We start from the raw sequence: 17,412 nt of genomic DNA, 5'->3' as shown, positions 1-17,412 counted from the left end.
CACCCGAAGGTAGCAGGGAACTTAAACAGCCGTTACTGCATTAACAACACGACTTATAACTTTTGCCATGGGCCATTTACATTGCCGGGTGCATTACCTTGTGTCCACCATTTGGCTTTGTAAGTTTCGCCTTGATAAACCACTTGGTCGCCGCCTGTATACACTTTCGACGCCTTCCACTCATTGGTGGTTCCACCAGCATTGTCTTCAACTTCACCCCAAACATCACTGGTTCCAGGTTCTTCACCTTGGGTCCACCACTTCGCCGTGTATTCAACGCCATTGTGAACAACGGTATCACCGGCAGTATAGACTTTGCTTGGATCCCAAGTCGACTCTCCACCACTAACACCACTGCCTTTAACCGCTACCGTCACAGTTGCTTGGGCCGTAAACTCACCATCGCTAACCGTTACTGTCAACGCCACTGTTTGATCGGTTTCAGTAACTGGCGCAGTGTAAGCGACTGTTGCGCCTTCTGGGGTAACAGTTACCACACCTTCGCTAGCCGTAATTGTTAAGCTGTCCCCTTCAGCATCAGAAGCAACAACTGCAATATCAACCGTTTCACCACTATTCACCGCAACATTTGCGGGCGCAGAGATCACAGGCGGTGTGTTCACCACAATGCCACTACCAGTCACGTCGACCAGTACGTTCTTAGACACTGACGCACGCCCATCACTGACTGTAACCACGACTGTTTCTTGTGTATCAGCAGCAGCATTTGGGGCAGTATAAGTCACTAGCGCAGTACCATCACCATTATCAGTAACAGATGCATTGGTTACGCTGAAGTTTAGTTTATCACCATCCATATCTGTCGCAGAAACAGTAAAGGTAATCGTTTGACCTGCATCAGCAACTTGCGCAGCAGGAACCGTTAGTGCTGGCGGATTATTTGGTACTGCATTACTACTAAATACCGCATCAATTTGCTCTGCCAATGGTGAACGCAAGTTCGTACATTGTTTCAGCTTAGTTCCATAGTTAACAAAGGTGCCTTCACACTGAATATCACCATGCACTTGCCATACAATGATACCGCCAATGCCATTATCAACAATATACTCGGCTTTTTTACGAATAGAGGCTTCATCGTCATAACTAAGGAAGAACTGCCCTTTTACTGCATACGGTACTTCTGCACTGGCATCCCATTGATGATCCCAGCCTGACTGCTTAAGAATATAGTTGTAACTCGGCTGCCCTTCAAAGTTGGCCCAGTTCGTTAAGTCAACCGCAGACAGCGTCGGCCCATCCACCGAGAAATTAACGTTGCGCTTATCTGTTGGCGCACCAACATAGGCTGTCGCTTCTGTTGTTTGAACGCCACGCCCATAGAAAGCAGCACCGAAGTTCACTTTTTCAAGCGGGATACCACGCGCTTGCATCCAAACGCGTAAATCGTCCAAGGTTAAATCGGCATATTCCTCTTCAGGGTATGGATACAACGGCGCATTATGCCCTGCAACATTTGACCAACCACCATTCAGGTCATAAGTCATCATGTTGAAGTAGTCCATCGAGTTCGCTAAACGCGTCCAATCGTAGCCTTCAAGTTTTGCCGTTGATGCTGAAAACGCCGCTGTCAGCAAACGATCCGGGCCAATCTTGGCACGAATGTCTTCCATCAGTTGCTCGAAGTTAGCGTAGTCCGCTGGAGTACCTCCAAAGTTCATACCGCCAAAACCCGGATATTCCCAATCGATATCAATCCCATCGAAGCCAAGTGCTAGAAGCTTGTCGATATCTTCGAGGAAACGTGCTTTCTTAACGGGATCTGCTGCCATCTCAGGGAAATGTTTTGACATTGACCACCCGCCAAGCGAGGCCATCACTTTCACGCCCTTCTGATGAGCTAAATCAATTAAGCCCGGCGCACCACCCGCTTTCTTCAGTGGGATTGGCATTTGGCCAGAGATGCCAGTTGGCGCATGCTTCCAACCATTGCCGTCTTTTACAAAGCCTTGTTCTTCTACTTTCAAACGTGCGGCTTCTTCCCAAGGCTCATTGCCCGGGAATTGATGAATGTACTCCAGCTCACCCCATAAAATATGGAAGTCCCAGCTAGAATAAACATCAGGGTGAAGTAATGGACCAGGCTCTTGCACTGCATTCGGTTGATAAATAGATTTATTACGCAAGTCGCCAGAATGCAGTGAACCATCTTTAGCTACGCCAAAGAATGAGAAATTGAGGATGGAATAAATATCCATATCTACGTTCAAATGCGTTGCTTCACCTTTAACGGTAAAACCATCCGCTGCACCTTTCCATGCTTCCCACTGAGTGAGATAACCGATAACTTGCTTATCGTGGGTCGGTGCGGCATGCACCGCTGAGAATGTCCCTGTCGCTAATACTAAAGCGACCGCAGTAGACGCTAAAGTACGTTTTATTCCAGTTTGCATTTTCTTCTCCAGAAATTGATACGGGTTTCTCGCGCTTCCTACGCGATTCACATCAGTCTGGAATAAGTTTTTTCGCGTTGCGTAATGATAATTCCAATATCATGATTTCGAGCCCCAAAAAACATGCAATGAGTGATTACTTTTTAAGCAACCCTCGTTACAGTTCAAACTTTTCAAGCTAAATCACCAAGCCAAGATAAGGAACAACACTCACAACGCGACTTATTTCATGAGGTAAAATAATCACAGTAGTAAATGCAGTTGTCGCCCTAATCTAAGCTTCTTGCTTGAACATGATGGAGAACCACAACTTTTTGAAATGTAGGTAATATCGTCTTATTTGATCAACTCTATATTTGTACAAAAAAAAGGACGCTCAACGAGCGCCCCAAACAGCCTTATATGAACTCGACTTTAATAATATTATGCAGCTGCCACCTTTTCCTCGTCTAAACGTTTAAGCAAGGCATAACCGAAACCTGTTACTGCGGTGCCCGCTGCAATCGCCACTAAATACATCAAAACTGCCGAAATAGCATTTGGAATCAATAGAACGAACAAGCCACCATGTGGAGCAAGTAGTTCACAGCCGAACAGCATAGATAGCGCACCAGCAACAGCACCACCAGCCATCGTGCAAGGAATTACACGCATTGGATCGCGTGCTGCAAATGGAATCGCTCCTTCAGAGATAAAGCACAGACCTAGTACGAAAGAAGCCACACCACCTTTACGCTCATCTTCGCTGAACTTATTTTTAGCAAGGAATGTAGCAAGCCCCATACCGAGTGCCGGAACCATACCCGCAGCCATGATAGCCGCCATTGGTAGGTAAGTCTCAGATGCAAGAAGACCAACACCAAATGTATAGGCTGCTTTGTTAACAGGGCCACCAAGGTCAAAGCACATCATCGCCCCAAGAATAATACCAAGCATCACAGCATTCGCTGAGCCCATATTTTCAAGGAAGTTAGTCATTGCAGACATGATTGCCGATACTGGACCACCGATAACATAAATCATGACCAGACCAGTGAATAGCGTGGAAATCAATGGGATGATAAGGATCGGTTTTAGCGCTTCCAGCGTTTGAGGTAGCTGCAACTTGTCGGCGATAAATTTCGCCGTATAACCCGCGATAAAACCAGCAAGGATACCACCAAGGAATCCAGCGCCAAGCGAAGAAGCCAGCATACCACCCACTAAACCTGGAGCAAGGCCTGGACGGTCTGCAATAGAAAAGGCGATGTAACCGGCAAGAACTGGGATCATCAGAGCAAATGCCGCACCACCACCAATCTCCATTAGAGCCGCTGCGAGTGTTCCTTCCTCTTCAAATGCATCGATACCAAAAACAAAAGAGAGTGCGATAACCAAACCACCAGCGACCACAACAGGAAGCATGTGAGATACACCGGTCATCAGGTGCTTGTACACGCCCTTCTTCTCATCAGAAGCAGTTGATGAGGAAGCATTGCCCGAATGTTGATAAATGGTCGCTTGAGCAAAGGCTTTGTCCATCTCCTCTGACGTTTTCTTCAGTGCTGGACCCGTCTTGGTTTTGTACAATTTCTTACCATTAAAACGATCTAACGGTACATCAATATCGGCGGCAATGATAACAAGATCGGCTTCAGCAATTTCCTGCTCGGTCAGTTGATTTTTGGCTCCCACTGAACCACGCGTTTCCACCTTTATGTTATGTCCTCTACGTTTGCCTTCTTCTTCCAACGCCTCTGCTGCCATAAAGGTGTGAGCAACTCCTGTTGGGCATGCTGTAATTGCCACAATTTTCTTAGCATTAGAATTCGACGTTGCGACCGTGCTAACGGCTGTCGCTGCAGTTAACTCCGTCGCTTCAGTCACGGCTTTTTTTAAAAATGCTTTCGCATCTGCCGTTACAGCTGAAATATCTGCCTGATAGACTTTTTTACCAACAAAACGGTTTGTATCGATGACAGCATTTGCCGCGATAACAACAACATCAGCATTTGCAATATCGTCCGCGCTAAGCACTTCGCCATCCATGAAACTAGACTGACACTCAACCTTAGCTTGCCATGACAGTGTCTTAGCTGCCTGAGATAGTAAATCTGCAGCAATAATACTGTTTGCAACCCCGCTTGGACACGCTGTAATAATTGCAATATTCATAATAATCGACCTTTCTTCATTCTTAAATTTATCTAGTACGGCTAATTAAGCTCATCACATCTAATTTTCTGTTGTAGGTTATTGAGCTCATCTACGCTCTGGACGCCGACCCCTACCTGAGATACTGCTAGAGCAGAAAGTGCTGTTGCAAAAGTTAGCAATTCTGGCTTTTTCATCTCCTGCATATGGCCCCAACAAAGACCAGCAACCAACGTGTCTCCCGCGCCAACGGTACTCACTACATCCATGCGAGGAGGTTGAGCGTGCAGCCATTTTCCAGCATTTAGCCACATCACCCCTTTCTCCCCCATAGATACCACGACATTCTCGATACCCTTATCCGCTAACGCCGTTGCTGCATCCTGGCACTGCTCAGCGGAAGCCAAGTCACGGCCAACAAACTCAGACAACTCCTCATCATTAGGCTTTATCAACCATGGGTTGGCATTAATCCCATCGGCAAGAGCTGCACGGCTGCTATCAAACAAAACCTTCTTGCCCATTTTATGAAGCTTTTGAATCCAAGCTGCGCAAAGCTTTGGGGATACGCCCTTAGGCAAGCTACCCGCTATAACGATGTACTCATGATCTTCTGCTAAGCCGAATAAGCGTCTCTCAAACTGTTCAATGTCTGTTGGCTTAACGTCTGCACCTGGGAAGTTGATATCACTGGTTACCCCAGCTTTATCGACAAGCTTAACGTTGATACGCGTTGACCCCTGCACACGCACAAACTGATCGTTCACACCTAGCTCTTCGAAAAGCTGGCAGAACATATCTTGATTATCGGCCCCCAAAAAGCCCGTCACCGTAACTTGAGCGCCTAAGTCAGACAGAACTTTAGCGACATTTACCCCTTTACCTGCGGCGTGCAGATCGCCTTGTTCTACTAGGCTTACCGACCCCACATTCAGCACGTTCAGGTGACCAGTAAGATCAAGTGCCGGATTCAGAGTGACTGTCACAACTTTTTTCGTAGACATAAAAACCTCTTAACCTTCGCCAAGGCCAGCATTGATTGCATCCCCAATAGCGACAAGCGCTTCTTGTGCATCCGGACCTTCAGCAACAAACTTTAATTCATGGCCCTGCGTAACACCCAGACCAATCACCTTCATAAGGCTTTTGGCATTGACCTGTTTTCCATTGCCATTCAGGTTTGACACTTTGATCGTTGATTCAAATTTCTTCGCTTGGGAAACTAGTACTGCCCCAGGACGGGCATGAAGGCCGTGTGGGTTCTTAATTTTAAATACCGCCTCATTTCCACCAACAACTAGGTTCTCGTCGGCTTCTTCGTCGGCACTAAATATTGCTAGCAGTTCTTGCGGGGTGGCTTGCGCAATCGCCCCTTGTCTTTGCTCAAAGACCAACTGGCTAAGCGTTTCAAGTAAGCGCTTATGTGCGGCATTACAAGCTGCAAGAGTAATGAGTGCTTTTACCGGCTTGCCGTCATAATTAAATTCATTTTCTGCGGAAGCGAAAGACATTGCGGTACGCGATACGCCAGACTTACTGCTTATCAGCCACAATCCTCCACCAAGGTTAGTCGGTTTCTTTGTCAGTAATTCAGTCACAAAATCTTGAGATGCCGCCCCTGTCTTTTGAACCATGTCGCCGGCGATGCTGCTCATCTCAACCATATCGCCAACTGGCAGGCGACACCGAATCAGCTCTTCGCTGAAATCAGCCTTGAACTGCACTTCACCATTCAACAAGGCCGCGATTTGATCTTTTGATGTCGCAGCCTGCAGCTTTGCTTCAACTTCATCATCCGATAGAACCTTAGTCAGTTGTTTCAAAATACCAAGGTGCTCATCGGATTTCGCCGCTATACCGATGGCCACATACACGGTGTTACCGTCCCCCCAATTAACCCCTTGAGGAAAATGATGAACCGCAACACCAGTATTCTTAACAAGGCTTCGAGTATCAGTTGTACCGTGCGGGATAGCGATACCGTTACCTAGATACGTAGAATTCTGTGCTTCACGGTTTAACATCCCTTCCACGTAATCAGCATCAACAAGACCTTTATCTGTAAGATCTGCCGCAAGAGTGCGAATAGCGGCTTGCTTGTCGTCCGCGGCCTGTTGAATTTTTATATCTGTCGTTGTTAGTTTTAGCATGGTATCTCGCCTCTTCCGCTAATAACTGAATTTTAACAATGAGTTATCTCATAGCTAAATCGATTCAGCATTTAATTTTAAAAGCAGTAACTTTCTACTCTTGTGTTCTAATTTAGGTGATATTGGTCAAATATCAAGATGTGCTGAATCCTTTCAGCCTTGATACTGAATCGGTTCAGCGTATAATTCAATACCGAATGGGAAGTAAGCAATGAATTTATGATCAAGCGCACATATTGAGATGTGAAGATATGACATTAGATGAAATAGCAAAGCTGGCCGGAGTATCGAAAACGACAGCCAGTTACGTAATAAACGGTAAGGCAAAGAAGTACCGTATCAGTGAAAAGACCCAAGAAAAAGTCATGGCTGTAGTAGAGGAGCATGACTTCAAACCTGACCATGCTGCCTCGTCACTGCGTGCTGGGTACAGTCGCTCATTTGGTCTGATAATCCCAGATCTGGAAAATACAAGTTACGCTAAGCTTGCAAAACTGCTGGAACAGAAATCAAGGAAAGCCGGGTATCAAATCCTAATAGGCTGTTCCGATGATGATCCTACAACGGAAGAGTCGCTTGCAGGCGCACTTATTAGCCGCAAAATTGAATCGCTATTTGTCGCGAGTTGCCTGCCGAATGCCAGCCGGTTTTACCGTAATATGCTGAAAAAAGGCACACCAATCATCGCCATCGACCGACCTTTAGATGATGAATTTTTTTCTTGTGTCATCAGTGAAGACTACAATGCTGCATTTGAGCTCACTAAATCAGTTTTGTCCGATAATGTCGAAAGCGTCGGTCTTATTGGCGCTCTTCCTGAGTTAAACGTATCTCACAAACGCCAGTTGGGTTTTGAAGACGCTTTAAAAAGTCCGTCAACAAAAACAATCATCGGTTATGGCGAACACTTTAATCGAGAAGAAGGCAAGAAGGTATTTGAGAGCTGGATAAAAGCAGGGACACTGCCAGATGCGATTGTTACCACGTCATACACGCTTTTAGAAGGCATTTTGGATGCTTTACTTGAGCGCCCTGCATTAATGAATCAACTCAAATTGGGCACTTTTGGTGATAACCGTCTACTCGATTTTTTGCCTATAAAAATCAACTCTATGCCTCAACAATTTGAACTCATTGCTAATACTGCTTTAGCAGCGGCTTTAGATGCTTCAAATAAGCGTTATCAAACTGGTATAGAGTTAATACCACGTAGTATTGTCATTCGATAGGATCATGGCAAATCAATGCCTTTCGTCTAGTCAAACGTCGGCACGGTTCCTTAATGGTGTCCAACTTAAACTCACTCCAATAAGATGGAAAATATAAGGCGATAACCGCTGATAGTAACGTTAAATTGTCCTTTTTCACCCCATTTTTGCAGGTTTTTGGTAGAAACAATGACTCAATCACAGAACGATAAATTAGGGCTTAAAAGAACCTGCTGAGTTTGATAAACATACCTTGAGTTCGCAGCGAGTTGTATACGGAGGAACTATGTCTATCAACTCCATTGATCACAATGAAATAAAAAATATCACTACCCACTGGGCAACAGATACAGAAGAGCGTTCAGAGAAGAGCTCAAAGAACAGTAAACAAGCAAACGCACGTCGCCGTATAGAAGCACTGCGTGATATTAAAGAGAGCGGCCTAACTTACGAAGAAGCAGTAGAACTAGGACTAATCCACTAATGCACAGGAAAGCCTCAACACGAGGCTTTCCTTATCTTTATCTACCCATCCATCAGCACCAGCGAGTCCAATATCCCTTGACCGCTATGAATACCACCCTCATTTTCACTGGCCGGTTTACTGCGAATTAGATAGCCCGCATAGCCGCCCAACTCCGTGACAGGGTCACCTTGATAGTGTGCGGTAAACAAGCCGATCTCGCTAACGAGGTCATCCACCAAGGTCTGTTTGCCATCACGCACCGCAATGGTTGGGGTATCACGCTCATGCGGGTAGAGGCGCTGCATCAGTGCCCATGCGTCGTACTCTTGTGGTTTGAGTGATGCTAGAGTTTCACTTATCTGCTCACCAAAGACGCAGTGACCGCCGCCTTCGCCCTGATTCTTAAGCACCCACTCATCCTTGTTAGCCGAGCTGTTAAACCACGCGATGGTTTGCGCCGAAATAGGCTTCATGTCGGCTAATACACTCTTTACTAATTGCGCCTCTTCAAGGCTAAGCCCCCAACGGGCATAGTCTTGCGCTGGCATCATTGTGAGTATCATCTGCATCGACTTGCTCGTTGCCAACTGCTGACTGATGGTGGCATTAATCGCCACGTAGTGTTTCTCAATAAACAGGCGTGTTTGGCTCAATGTATGACAACAAATGTCTTCATTCAGATCCGGCGCCCAATAATCGGCATATTGATAGCCTGCTCGCAGATAAACGCTATCAATAGCGCCAACACCATCCAGAATGAGGCGCTGGCTCTCTCCAGTCGATAACTGCGAGCTCAACTGCTCAAAGGTGCGTCTAACGGTGCGCACGCCACGTTGTTGCAGTGCGACCTCTAGTAAGTGCTGATCATAAACATTGTCTTCATCTTTTTGCACAATCATTAGAAACGTCGGCTTTTGCGCCGTTGCACTCTCGCCAAGCTCAACAAAGTGCGCCTTCACCTTAGCGGTGGCTGCCGCAATACCTAGGGCGAGTTGTTCCATGCCCTGATTATTCGCTGGTATTGCACTTTCATCTTCAAGCCAGTTGCGATACACATCATTCCATTGATTTTCGGCAAAACGATGCAGCTCTGAGGCACGCTGCCCAAATGGCCCCATGCCCGCAGCAATACCGTTGAATTCGATAACTTTTGCCCCATGCTGGCGATCGTCCATAAAATCGGTTCGCATCAAAAGCAGTGGCTGACGCGCAGGTGGTTGAGACTGAGTCGCATCACCATGCGCCTGGTGGTGCAGCTCCATCAAGCGGCCAAAAAATGGGTCGGCTTTGGCCATGTCACTCAGCGATTGTTGCAAAAATGCATGATCCTCAGACACGTTGCTCACCAGCTTTGCGATAAGCGGTGTCACCGTGAGTAAGTGCTCATAAATCGAACGTTCCATCGTCATCGGGGCGATGCTAAAGGGTACATGCCTTGCTGTATTATCCGCCTGACGAAATGCGACGCCATGCATGATCTCCCACTCAAGCAGATCATTGATGACTTGCTGAGAGACAAACTGATTTTGTTTATTCATCGTCTCGTTGTTTACTGTCGTGTTTTTTACTGTGCTGTTATTCATATTGCCATGACTCATATTCTGTTCCACTTAGGCCACGCTTGCAGGTGTTAGACCTAGCGTGCTGTTTTGGTGTTCGGTTTCTTCTTGCGCTTTTTGCGCAAGGTATAAATCTCGGTAATCACCCGCTTGTGCGATGAGCGTCTGGTGTGTGCCGCTCTGTACCACCTTGCCGCTATTCATCACTAGGATTTGATCAGCGTTTTGAATCGTCGATAGGCGGTGCGCAACCGTAATCACCGTTCTGCCATCTTTAATATTCTCAAGTGCCAGCTTTACGGCCTCTTCCGACTCACTGTCGATATTTGCGGTTGCCTCATCAAGCAGGAATACTTTCGGATCATGAGAGATAGCTCGCGCTAATGCCAATAACTGCCTTTCGCCAACAGAGAGCGAGGTGCCACCATGACTTGCCTGATGGTCAAACCCATCCGGTAAGCGATGAATGAAGCGATCCGCTTGCACTTTTTCTGCGGCGCTAATAGCTTTGTCACGTCGATTGGTCGCTTCTTGGTGGAACATTTCGTTCTCTACACCTGTAACATGCGAGAGATCGATGTTATCGACAATCGAGCCACTAAAGATAGTCGGGTCTTGCGACACCAAACCAAACAATTGACGTAGCTGCGACTCTGGTAGTGTATGTAATGGCTGTCCACCGATTAGAATCTCACCGTGCTGCTGCTGATAAAAGCGCATCAGCAGATTGATCACCGAGCTTTTACCGCTGCCAGTATGACCAACAATAGCGGTAAATTTGCCACCTTTGGCAGTAAAGCTGACATCTTTTAGCACTGGTTTATCGTCTTCATACGCCATGGTGACATTGCGAAACTCAATGTCATGAGCTTCATTAATCGTCACTTCCGGCATCGTTGCGTCATGGCTCTCCGATTCATCATCAAGCAGTTCAAAAATACGTTTTGAAGAGACGGTTGCCACCTGCAATTTATGTAGCTCCATCGAGAGCTGGCGGAACGGGTCAAAAAAGCGCTCAATATAATTGAGGAACGCATATAAGGTACCAATCTCAACCACCGTTGACATTGATGCGCCGGCAAACCACGCCACAATACCTGCTGCTGTTAATGTTGCAATCAGGCGGGTTAGCGGCAATAGCATTAGGCTATCGATTGCAATGGACTTAGTGCGAAAGTTAAACCAGCTTTGGTTCTCTTTTTCAAACTTAGCTTGGAACGCCTTCTCTTGACGAAATGCCTGTACCAGCGCCATGCCCTGCAGCGACTCGTTTATTTGCCCATTGATACTACTAACTTGGGTTCGAATGCCATCAAAGACTGGCATTGAGATCTTACGGTACAGGTGCATCGTCATCAGCAATACAGGGATAAGTACCATGCTTATCAACATTAAACGCCAATCTAGTAATGCAATGGCAATAAAAATGGCGCTGATACGCAGAGCCCCTTGAATCACCGTCGGCAATGTCGATACGAACATATTGCGTAACGACTCGGTATCGTTGGTGATGTAAGAGACCAACTTCCCCGTCGATAACCTATCGAAGGTAGCAATTGGAAAATGCAGCACATGACGAAAGAGCTGTTCACGCACATCTTTCACCACGAGTAATGCACTGTGTTTAAAGGTCACCGCCTGCAAGTAGCCAAACACGGCAGCAAGGACATAAAACAGCATGACAAGGCCTGTCAGCATCATCAGCTGTGGCCATTCAAACTGTTGCGGCACTATCACCTCATCTAAGATGATTTTCGCCAACCATGGGATCGCCATCTCTGCGCTCACGGCAAGCGCAAGCATCAAAAAGGCGAAGCCAAAGCGTGCTTTATGCGGCAATGAGAAGCTCAATATACGGCGATAAAGCGAACGCTTAGCCTGAGAATTACTCATGATCACTCTCCTCACTATTTACCCCGTTAAGTGGATTGTTGTTCACTGTTTTCCCTAGCTGACTTTGACGTTGATAAACGACTGAATACCAGCCTTGATTTGCCACCAATTGATGGTGAGAGCCTTGCTCTTCTATCTGCCCATCATTTAGCACTAAGATATGATCCGCCTCGATGAGGTTGGTCAATCGCTGCGTTACCAGCAGCATGGTCTTATGCGAATAATGCGCCCTTAGATTTTGACGAACCTGCACCTCGGTTTTCATGTCTAGTGCACTGAATGGATCATCCAATAAGAGAATCTCGGCATTCGAGAGTAGCGCTCTAGCAAGGGTTAAGCGCTGCTTTTGACCGCCAGATAGATTGGTTCCTCCCTCTCGCAGCGGCGTGTTGAAGCCGTCTGGCATTGCCTCTATCTCAGCTCGAATCCCGGCCATCTGCGCAACATGCTCTATTTCACTTTGTGATGCATCGGGTTTCCCTAGCGCAATATTCTCGGCGATGGTGCCTGAAAACAGGTGCGGCTTTTGCGGCACCCAGGCCAATTTGCTGCGCAGGGAATTAAACGTCAGGCTCTCGATTGGCATGCCTGCAACATGGATACTCGACGATTCATCCAGTTGGAATTGACGCAGCGCCAGATGCAATAATGTACTTTTCCCACTGCCTGTTGGCCCGGTAATGCCAACCAATCCGCCCGATGGCAGCTCAAACTTCACGTTATCCAGCGCCTTGCGGTTTGCTTTTTGATAAGTGAATGATTGAATGTCGAAAGACATGCTGGCATCGGCATCTTTGGGTAGTGTTTTATCCCCCTCAACAACCTCAACATTTTCAGCAAACAGCTGCTCTAGGCGACGCCATGAGGTGCTGCCACGCTGAAACACATTGAACTGCCAGCCAAACTGCATAAATGGCCCGAGAAGCTGCCCTAGATAGAGGGTAAAGGTGGTAAACAAACCGACTGTGATGCTGCCTTGCTGGATAAGCCATGCGCCGTAACCTAAGGCGATCACAAACGACAAGCCATACACTAATTGGATCGTCGGGGCGAACGCCGCATCGACTTTTGCCACCGTTAGATTAGTCTCAACCGTGTCAGCCAAGCTTTTACCAAAGCGCTGCGTTTGACGATCGCCAATGCCATGTGAGCGAACCGCACGAATACCCGAGACGGTTTCTCGCGTCTCTTCAGTCAGACCAGAAAAGGCGGCTTGCGCCTTGCCAAAGGCTTTGTGCAGCTTCACACCATAGCGGCGCGTGATCAAAACTAGTAGTGGGAAAGGCAGCAGTGCCACTGCGGTCAGTTCACCGCTGACAACAAAGATCATGCCTAAGATGACGGTTATACCAGCGATTAACGAGTCCACCAGCGTCATAATGCCCATTCCCATGGTCTCTTCTACCGCATTCAGATCGTTGGTGGCATGTGCCATCAGATCTCCTGTGCTACGGCGGGTATAAAAGGCCGGCGGTAGTTGCGAGAATTTATGAAATAACTCACTACGAATCACACGAGTTATTGCAATGGATGCGCCATACAGCTTGCTTTGCCATACAAAGCGCAAGCCGTACATCGCCCCAGCGGCAACGATAATCCCAACAACGTGAACAATCATCGTTTGAGTATCGAGTGTGTCTGCACTAATGCCATCGATGATACGACCGATCAGCCATGAAGGAACCAGATTAATCAACGCAACGACCTGCAACGCCACGAAAGCGATCAAGTAGTGCCGACGATACATCTTAAGGTAGGCTTTTAATTTCCAAAGAATATTCATATCTTTCCAATTTTTCCAATGCGTATTTTTGATGCGCTTGTTTGTAGTAAGTATGTTATGACGCTACTTTTGATAGCGTTAGCTTTGATGGCATTGATGATGCCGCCTTGATGATATCTTGCATTTTCGACCTAGGGATCGGCGTGTCAGGACATGCATCGCAATCCGTTATGCTCTTTTGCGCGACATAATCATCAAAACGCATCTCTGGCATTGCTTCGAGCTGTTGTTGTTTATGCAATGATGCCGTAGCCAGCGATTCGAGTTTACTCATCTCATCTACTGTGAGTATGTCATCTCGATACCCTTTCCCATGCTGTTGCGAGCGAGCGTAAGTAAATGCCGTATGACTTTGGTTCTGTTTTTCCATATTGGCCAGCACCTGCGCTGACGGCGTTAACGTACTGTCTGCAATTTTGGCTTTTTCACGCAACACTGCTCGCATGTAGTCATCGCCTTGATGAGGGTTGCCGATAGTTATTGCCATCTCCTCAAGCGCATCGAGTAGCGGTTCTGCCAAGTCAATCAATGACATCGTACCGCTTAGCGTGGGTAGCATCAAACCGGGCTTTCTGCCCTGTGTTGCCACCAACTCTTGGCGCTCCATGATCAGTTTTTGCTCTTTCTCGCTCATCTCTGGGCTCGGGGCCAGGGCGCTGTAGATTAAAAACAGATCAAGAAACTGGCTCTGCAGTTCATCGATCCCCAAAGGCAGCATGGGGTTATTATCCAAACTGCGTAATTCAATGTATTGGATACCGTAGTGACACATTGCCGCCAAGGGGCGCATTTTCGCATTAACGATCTTGGGGCGCACCGAGCCATACAACTCATTTTCTAATTGAAGAACGGCGCTATTTAACTGCTGCTCGTCACTCAAGTGCGCATAGTGCTTACTTGGCTTGGTCAATGCGTGGCACAGCCCAGTAAGATATGCATCCTTAGTGTTATAACTGATTGGATAATCAGCTTGCTCACTATTGCCATACCCAAGGCTACTAAGGCGCAGCGAGGTCGCCCAAGGCAGATAATCGGTCGTCTCATTCCATGACATCAATGGATTAGGCGTTAGTGCATCGGGCTTAGCTTGAAGATAGCTCTTATCGACCGCCGGTGACGCACCAAACAGATAGGGAATGATCCAGCCATGGCGCAGTACATTGCGGATCAGGTGAAAGTAGCGCTCGGAGATAAAGCTCTCTAACGGCTGCTCACTGTTGCTGTAGCGATGAAGCGCTTCCCAAAAGCTGTTTGGCAATGAGAAGTTATAATGAATACCCGAGATGAGCTGCATGCGTTTGCCATACCGATTGGCGAGCCCCTCACGATAGCGAGTCTTCATCATTCCTTTATTCGAGGTACCGTAATCAGCAATCGCAATGCTGCCATCGTCGGCTAATCGTGGTGGCATGCTTGCTGCCCATAGCGTCTCATCGTCTTCTAGGTGAGTTGCGACAAAATGGTGTAATGAAGCCAGGGTATTAAATGTCTCACTTCGTTCCGTATGCGCTGGCGTCACTAACTCAAGCTGGGCTTCTGCAAAATCGGTGGTGATGTATGGGTGAGTTAGAGCAGCCCCCAACGCTGACGGGTGGGCACGCTCAGAAAGTGCTCCGTCTGCGCTCACTCGCACCATTTCTCGCTCTATTCCACGGCGAATACCCTTTAGTGCGCTGGCTATTTCATCACTGGCGATAAAGTCCGCCAGCAACCCTAACGCTGGAGAGTTCATCTCGTTGTTGATTTTTGTCTCTTTCATCTCGAGAGGGGTCGCTTCATTTTTCATAGGTAATATTCGATATAAATTTGATTGACGTGGTTAAGACGCAACAAAGAAGGAGAAGACGCAAAAGTTTTTCAAAAAAGTGTCGAAACCTGTTTCGAAGACTATTTCAAAGACTATGCCGAAACAGATAGAGGGCGAAAACCCGTGGGACAACACGCCGTTAAAAGCAGAAGGGAGAATATCAATACTCTCCCTAAATTGGCATCAGTCATCACACTGGATGCGCTTTATTTTGCTACGTTTCCTGCCACATTTAAGGCATCCCATGTGCGTGAAAATGGCGGAGCATAAGCAAAATCAAGATAGCCTAATTGCTGAGTTGTCAGCTTCGCTGAAATAGCTACGGCTAAGGCATTAATGCGGCTCACTGCGCCTTTTTTGCCAATGATTTCCCCACCAAGAAGAACATGGCTATCAGGCTGATAGAGAAGCTTCACTTTAATGTCCTCCTGGCCCGGGTAGTAATCGGTTTGATTTTTATCGGCAATGGTCGATACGCTGATATTTACGTTGTGCTCAGCAGCCATTTTCTCTGAGATTCCCGTTCTGGCAAGCTCGTAATCAAGCACCTTTAATGACGATAACCCCAACATAGATACCATGACAAAATGAATCACAAACATTGCGCCAATGGCGGCGTAGCTAGCAATAAGAAAGCGCCCCATCTCTGCCAATGCGAATAAATCATTGGTCATCATAAATGAGGTCATCAGGGCAAACACTCCGTAAGGGGTTAGCTTTAAGATCTCACGTACCATCGACAGCACGACCTCTTTTGATGCATTAATGAAGGCAATAAATCCAGCCACTTTTTCAGGCTTTCTTTTTTTCACTTGCAGGGTGCTGTAGCCTAAGAACATACCAAACAATACCGTCGACAGCGTGGCGGTGCGCTCTGTGCCGGTTAACATCTCAAACACATTACTTGGGATAATTGATAGAGCTAAGTCGGAAAGCCCTGTACTGACCAAGGCATCTTGCGTGGCAACTAAAGCGTTGCCTCTTGCTTCAATCGCACTGTTGGTGCCAACAACGCTGACTAAGGCATTAGCATCAATACCAAAAAAATAAACACTGCCAATACCCACTGCAGCAGAGATCGCCACCGTGCCTATCAGCACAGCAATGATTTTCGGCGCTATCTTTGAAAGAGTCCCATTACCCTCGACATTCATGATTGATGAGATCATGGCGACAAATACCAATGGAATCACAATCATTTGAAGTAACTTGATATAGCCTTTACCAAAGAGTGAAATAAGTTCAGCAAAGTTAGCGGTCGCCAAATTATCCACACCAAAGATCACTTGAATGACGCCACCAAACAGCAAGCCTGCAGCCAACGCACTCAGCACTCTAAAGTTAAAGGTTTTTTTCTGTTTTTTAAATTTTGCTAGCAGTGCATAGAATGCAAAGAAAAGTATGCTCAAAGCAATGAACGAGAGGCTCATGGAAGATTCCTATTAATAAATGATAATAGGAAGACGCATTCAGTTAAGAAAAGATGCAACATCGCCAAAAATTTGATCTCTTAGCCGACTAAAGATGGTAACTGCGGCCGGGTGAACTCGCTTCCACCTCTTCATCATTTAGTGATGTCGGAGGGCATAAAGTCTGATCATTTACAATAAAGATTGAGCGCTTTTTGGCTGTATCAAGTCAGATGGGCAAATCAGCTAAAATACTTTTGCCCCGAGATCATTTGGAGCAAATGCTCTACGCCAGCAATCCACTTTTCTTTTTCCGTACTTTTGCTAATGGCATCACGTCCGGTTGAGTGAACTGCATGTACAGCGATCAATACTATTGCGATAATGTTACGAGATGCATGAAACTTTGGTAACGTGAGTACAGTAGTGTACCCTGCTAATAGGCTGCAACTTGCGGAATATCAGCTGTAGAAGCAACAGGAGTTACCCCTTATCCTATTGAATTTTATATAGTTAAATCTAGTGGTGAAACTAAGATATAGCGGGATAGGCGGCGAAGTGGAAAGCAGGATATGTGGCAATTTGCCGCA

At 46.7% G+C, this 17,412-nt stretch carries 11 protein-coding genes and 1 pseudogene; 2 read left to right on the top strand and 10 right to left on the bottom strand.

Annotation, left to right across the window (positions count from 1 at the left end):
• Nucleotides 1-53: 53 nt before the first annotated feature.
• The 4 genes from ACKLNH_RS15690 to fruB all read right to left on the bottom strand — a co-directional run bounded on the left by ACKLNH_RS15690 (nucleotide 54) and on the right by fruB (nucleotide 6,697).
• Complete coding sequence (locus ACKLNH_RS15690; RefSeq protein ID WP_413113205.1) at nucleotides 54-2,414, bottom strand: glycosyl hydrolase family 18 protein; 2,361 nt, start codon at nucleotides 2,412-2,414, stop codon at nucleotides 54-56.
• Nucleotides 2,415-2,837: 423 nt separating this feature from the next.
• Nucleotides 2,838-4,568 carry a PTS fructose transporter subunit IIBC gene (fruA, locus tag ACKLNH_RS15685; RefSeq protein ID WP_413113204.1) on the bottom strand — a complete coding sequence of 577 codons (1,731 nt, stop codon included), beginning with the start codon at nucleotides 4,566-4,568 and terminating at the stop codon, nucleotides 2,838-2,840.
• Nucleotides 4,569-4,609: 41 nt separating this feature from the next.
• Entirely contained in the window at nucleotides 4,610-5,551 is a 942-nt protein-coding gene (pfkB, locus tag ACKLNH_RS15680; RefSeq protein WP_413113203.1) for a 1-phosphofructokinase, read from the bottom strand.
• Between the two features lie 9 nt (nucleotides 5,552-5,560).
• Nucleotides 5,561-6,697, bottom strand: a complete 1,137-nt coding sequence (gene fruB, locus ACKLNH_RS15675; protein ID WP_413113202.1) for a fused PTS fructose transporter subunit IIA/HPr protein — start codon at nucleotides 6,695-6,697, stop codon at nucleotides 5,561-5,563.
• Nucleotides 6,698-6,948: 251 nt separating this feature from the next.
• On the opposite strand from fruB, the gene cra reads away from it, so the two are divergent.
• Together cra and ACKLNH_RS15665 are read left to right on the top strand one after the other, a co-directional pair.
• Complete coding sequence (gene cra, locus ACKLNH_RS15670; RefSeq protein ID WP_413113201.1) at nucleotides 6,949-7,926, top strand: catabolite repressor/activator; 978 nt, start codon at nucleotides 6,949-6,951, stop codon at nucleotides 7,924-7,926.
• A gap of 265 nt (nucleotides 7,927-8,191) precedes the next feature.
• On the top strand, nucleotides 8,192-8,389 hold the full coding sequence (locus ACKLNH_RS15665) for a hypothetical protein (protein WP_413113200.1): 198 nt from the start codon (nucleotides 8,192-8,194) through the stop codon (nucleotides 8,387-8,389).
• Nucleotides 8,390-8,430: 41 nt separating this feature from the next.
• Here ACKLNH_RS15665 and ACKLNH_RS15660 read toward each other — a convergent pair whose 3' ends face one another.
• From ACKLNH_RS15660 to ACKLNH_RS15635, 6 genes and pseudogenes are all read right to left on the bottom strand, one after another.
• A complete protein-coding gene (locus ACKLNH_RS15660; RefSeq protein ID WP_413113268.1) occupies nucleotides 8,431-9,909 on the bottom strand; it encodes a glutathione synthase in 1,479 nt (492 codons plus the stop codon).
• 72 nt (nucleotides 9,910-9,981) lie between these two features.
• Complete coding sequence (locus tag ACKLNH_RS15655; protein WP_413113199.1) at nucleotides 9,982-11,823, bottom strand: ABC transporter ATP-binding protein; 1,842 nt, start codon at nucleotides 11,821-11,823, stop codon at nucleotides 9,982-9,984.
• On the bottom strand, nucleotides 11,816-13,606 hold the full coding sequence (locus ACKLNH_RS15650) for an ABC transporter ATP-binding protein (protein ID WP_413113198.1): 1,791 nt from the start codon (nucleotides 13,604-13,606) through the stop codon (nucleotides 11,816-11,818). Before ACKLNH_RS15650 ends, ACKLNH_RS15655 begins: the two co-directional genes overlap by 8 nt.
• 55 nt (nucleotides 13,607-13,661) lie before the next feature.
• A complete protein-coding gene (gshA, locus tag ACKLNH_RS15645) occupies nucleotides 13,662-15,392 on the bottom strand; it encodes a glutamate--cysteine ligase (protein WP_413113197.1) in 1,731 nt (576 codons plus the stop codon).
• A 227-nt stretch (nucleotides 15,393-15,619) separates the two neighbouring features.
• A complete protein-coding gene (locus ACKLNH_RS15640) occupies nucleotides 15,620-15,961 on the bottom strand; it encodes an NAD(P)/FAD-dependent oxidoreductase (protein WP_413113267.1) in 342 nt (113 codons plus the stop codon).
• Nucleotides 15,956-16,843 (bottom strand): annotated as a pseudogene (locus ACKLNH_RS15635) (cation:dicarboxylate symporter family transporter); the annotation flags it as partial. The gene ACKLNH_RS15640 and the pseudogene ACKLNH_RS15635, both read right to left, overlap by 6 nt.
• Nucleotides 16,844-17,412 lie beyond the last annotated feature (569 nt).

This window comes from Thaumasiovibrio clandestinus (assembly GCF_047250365.1).
Taxonomy (GTDB): domain Bacteria; phylum Pseudomonadota; class Gammaproteobacteria; order Enterobacterales; family Vibrionaceae; genus Thaumasiovibrio.
The sequence above is the reverse complement of the archived record's forward strand: the minus strand, read 5'-3'. Positions and strand labels throughout refer to the sequence as shown.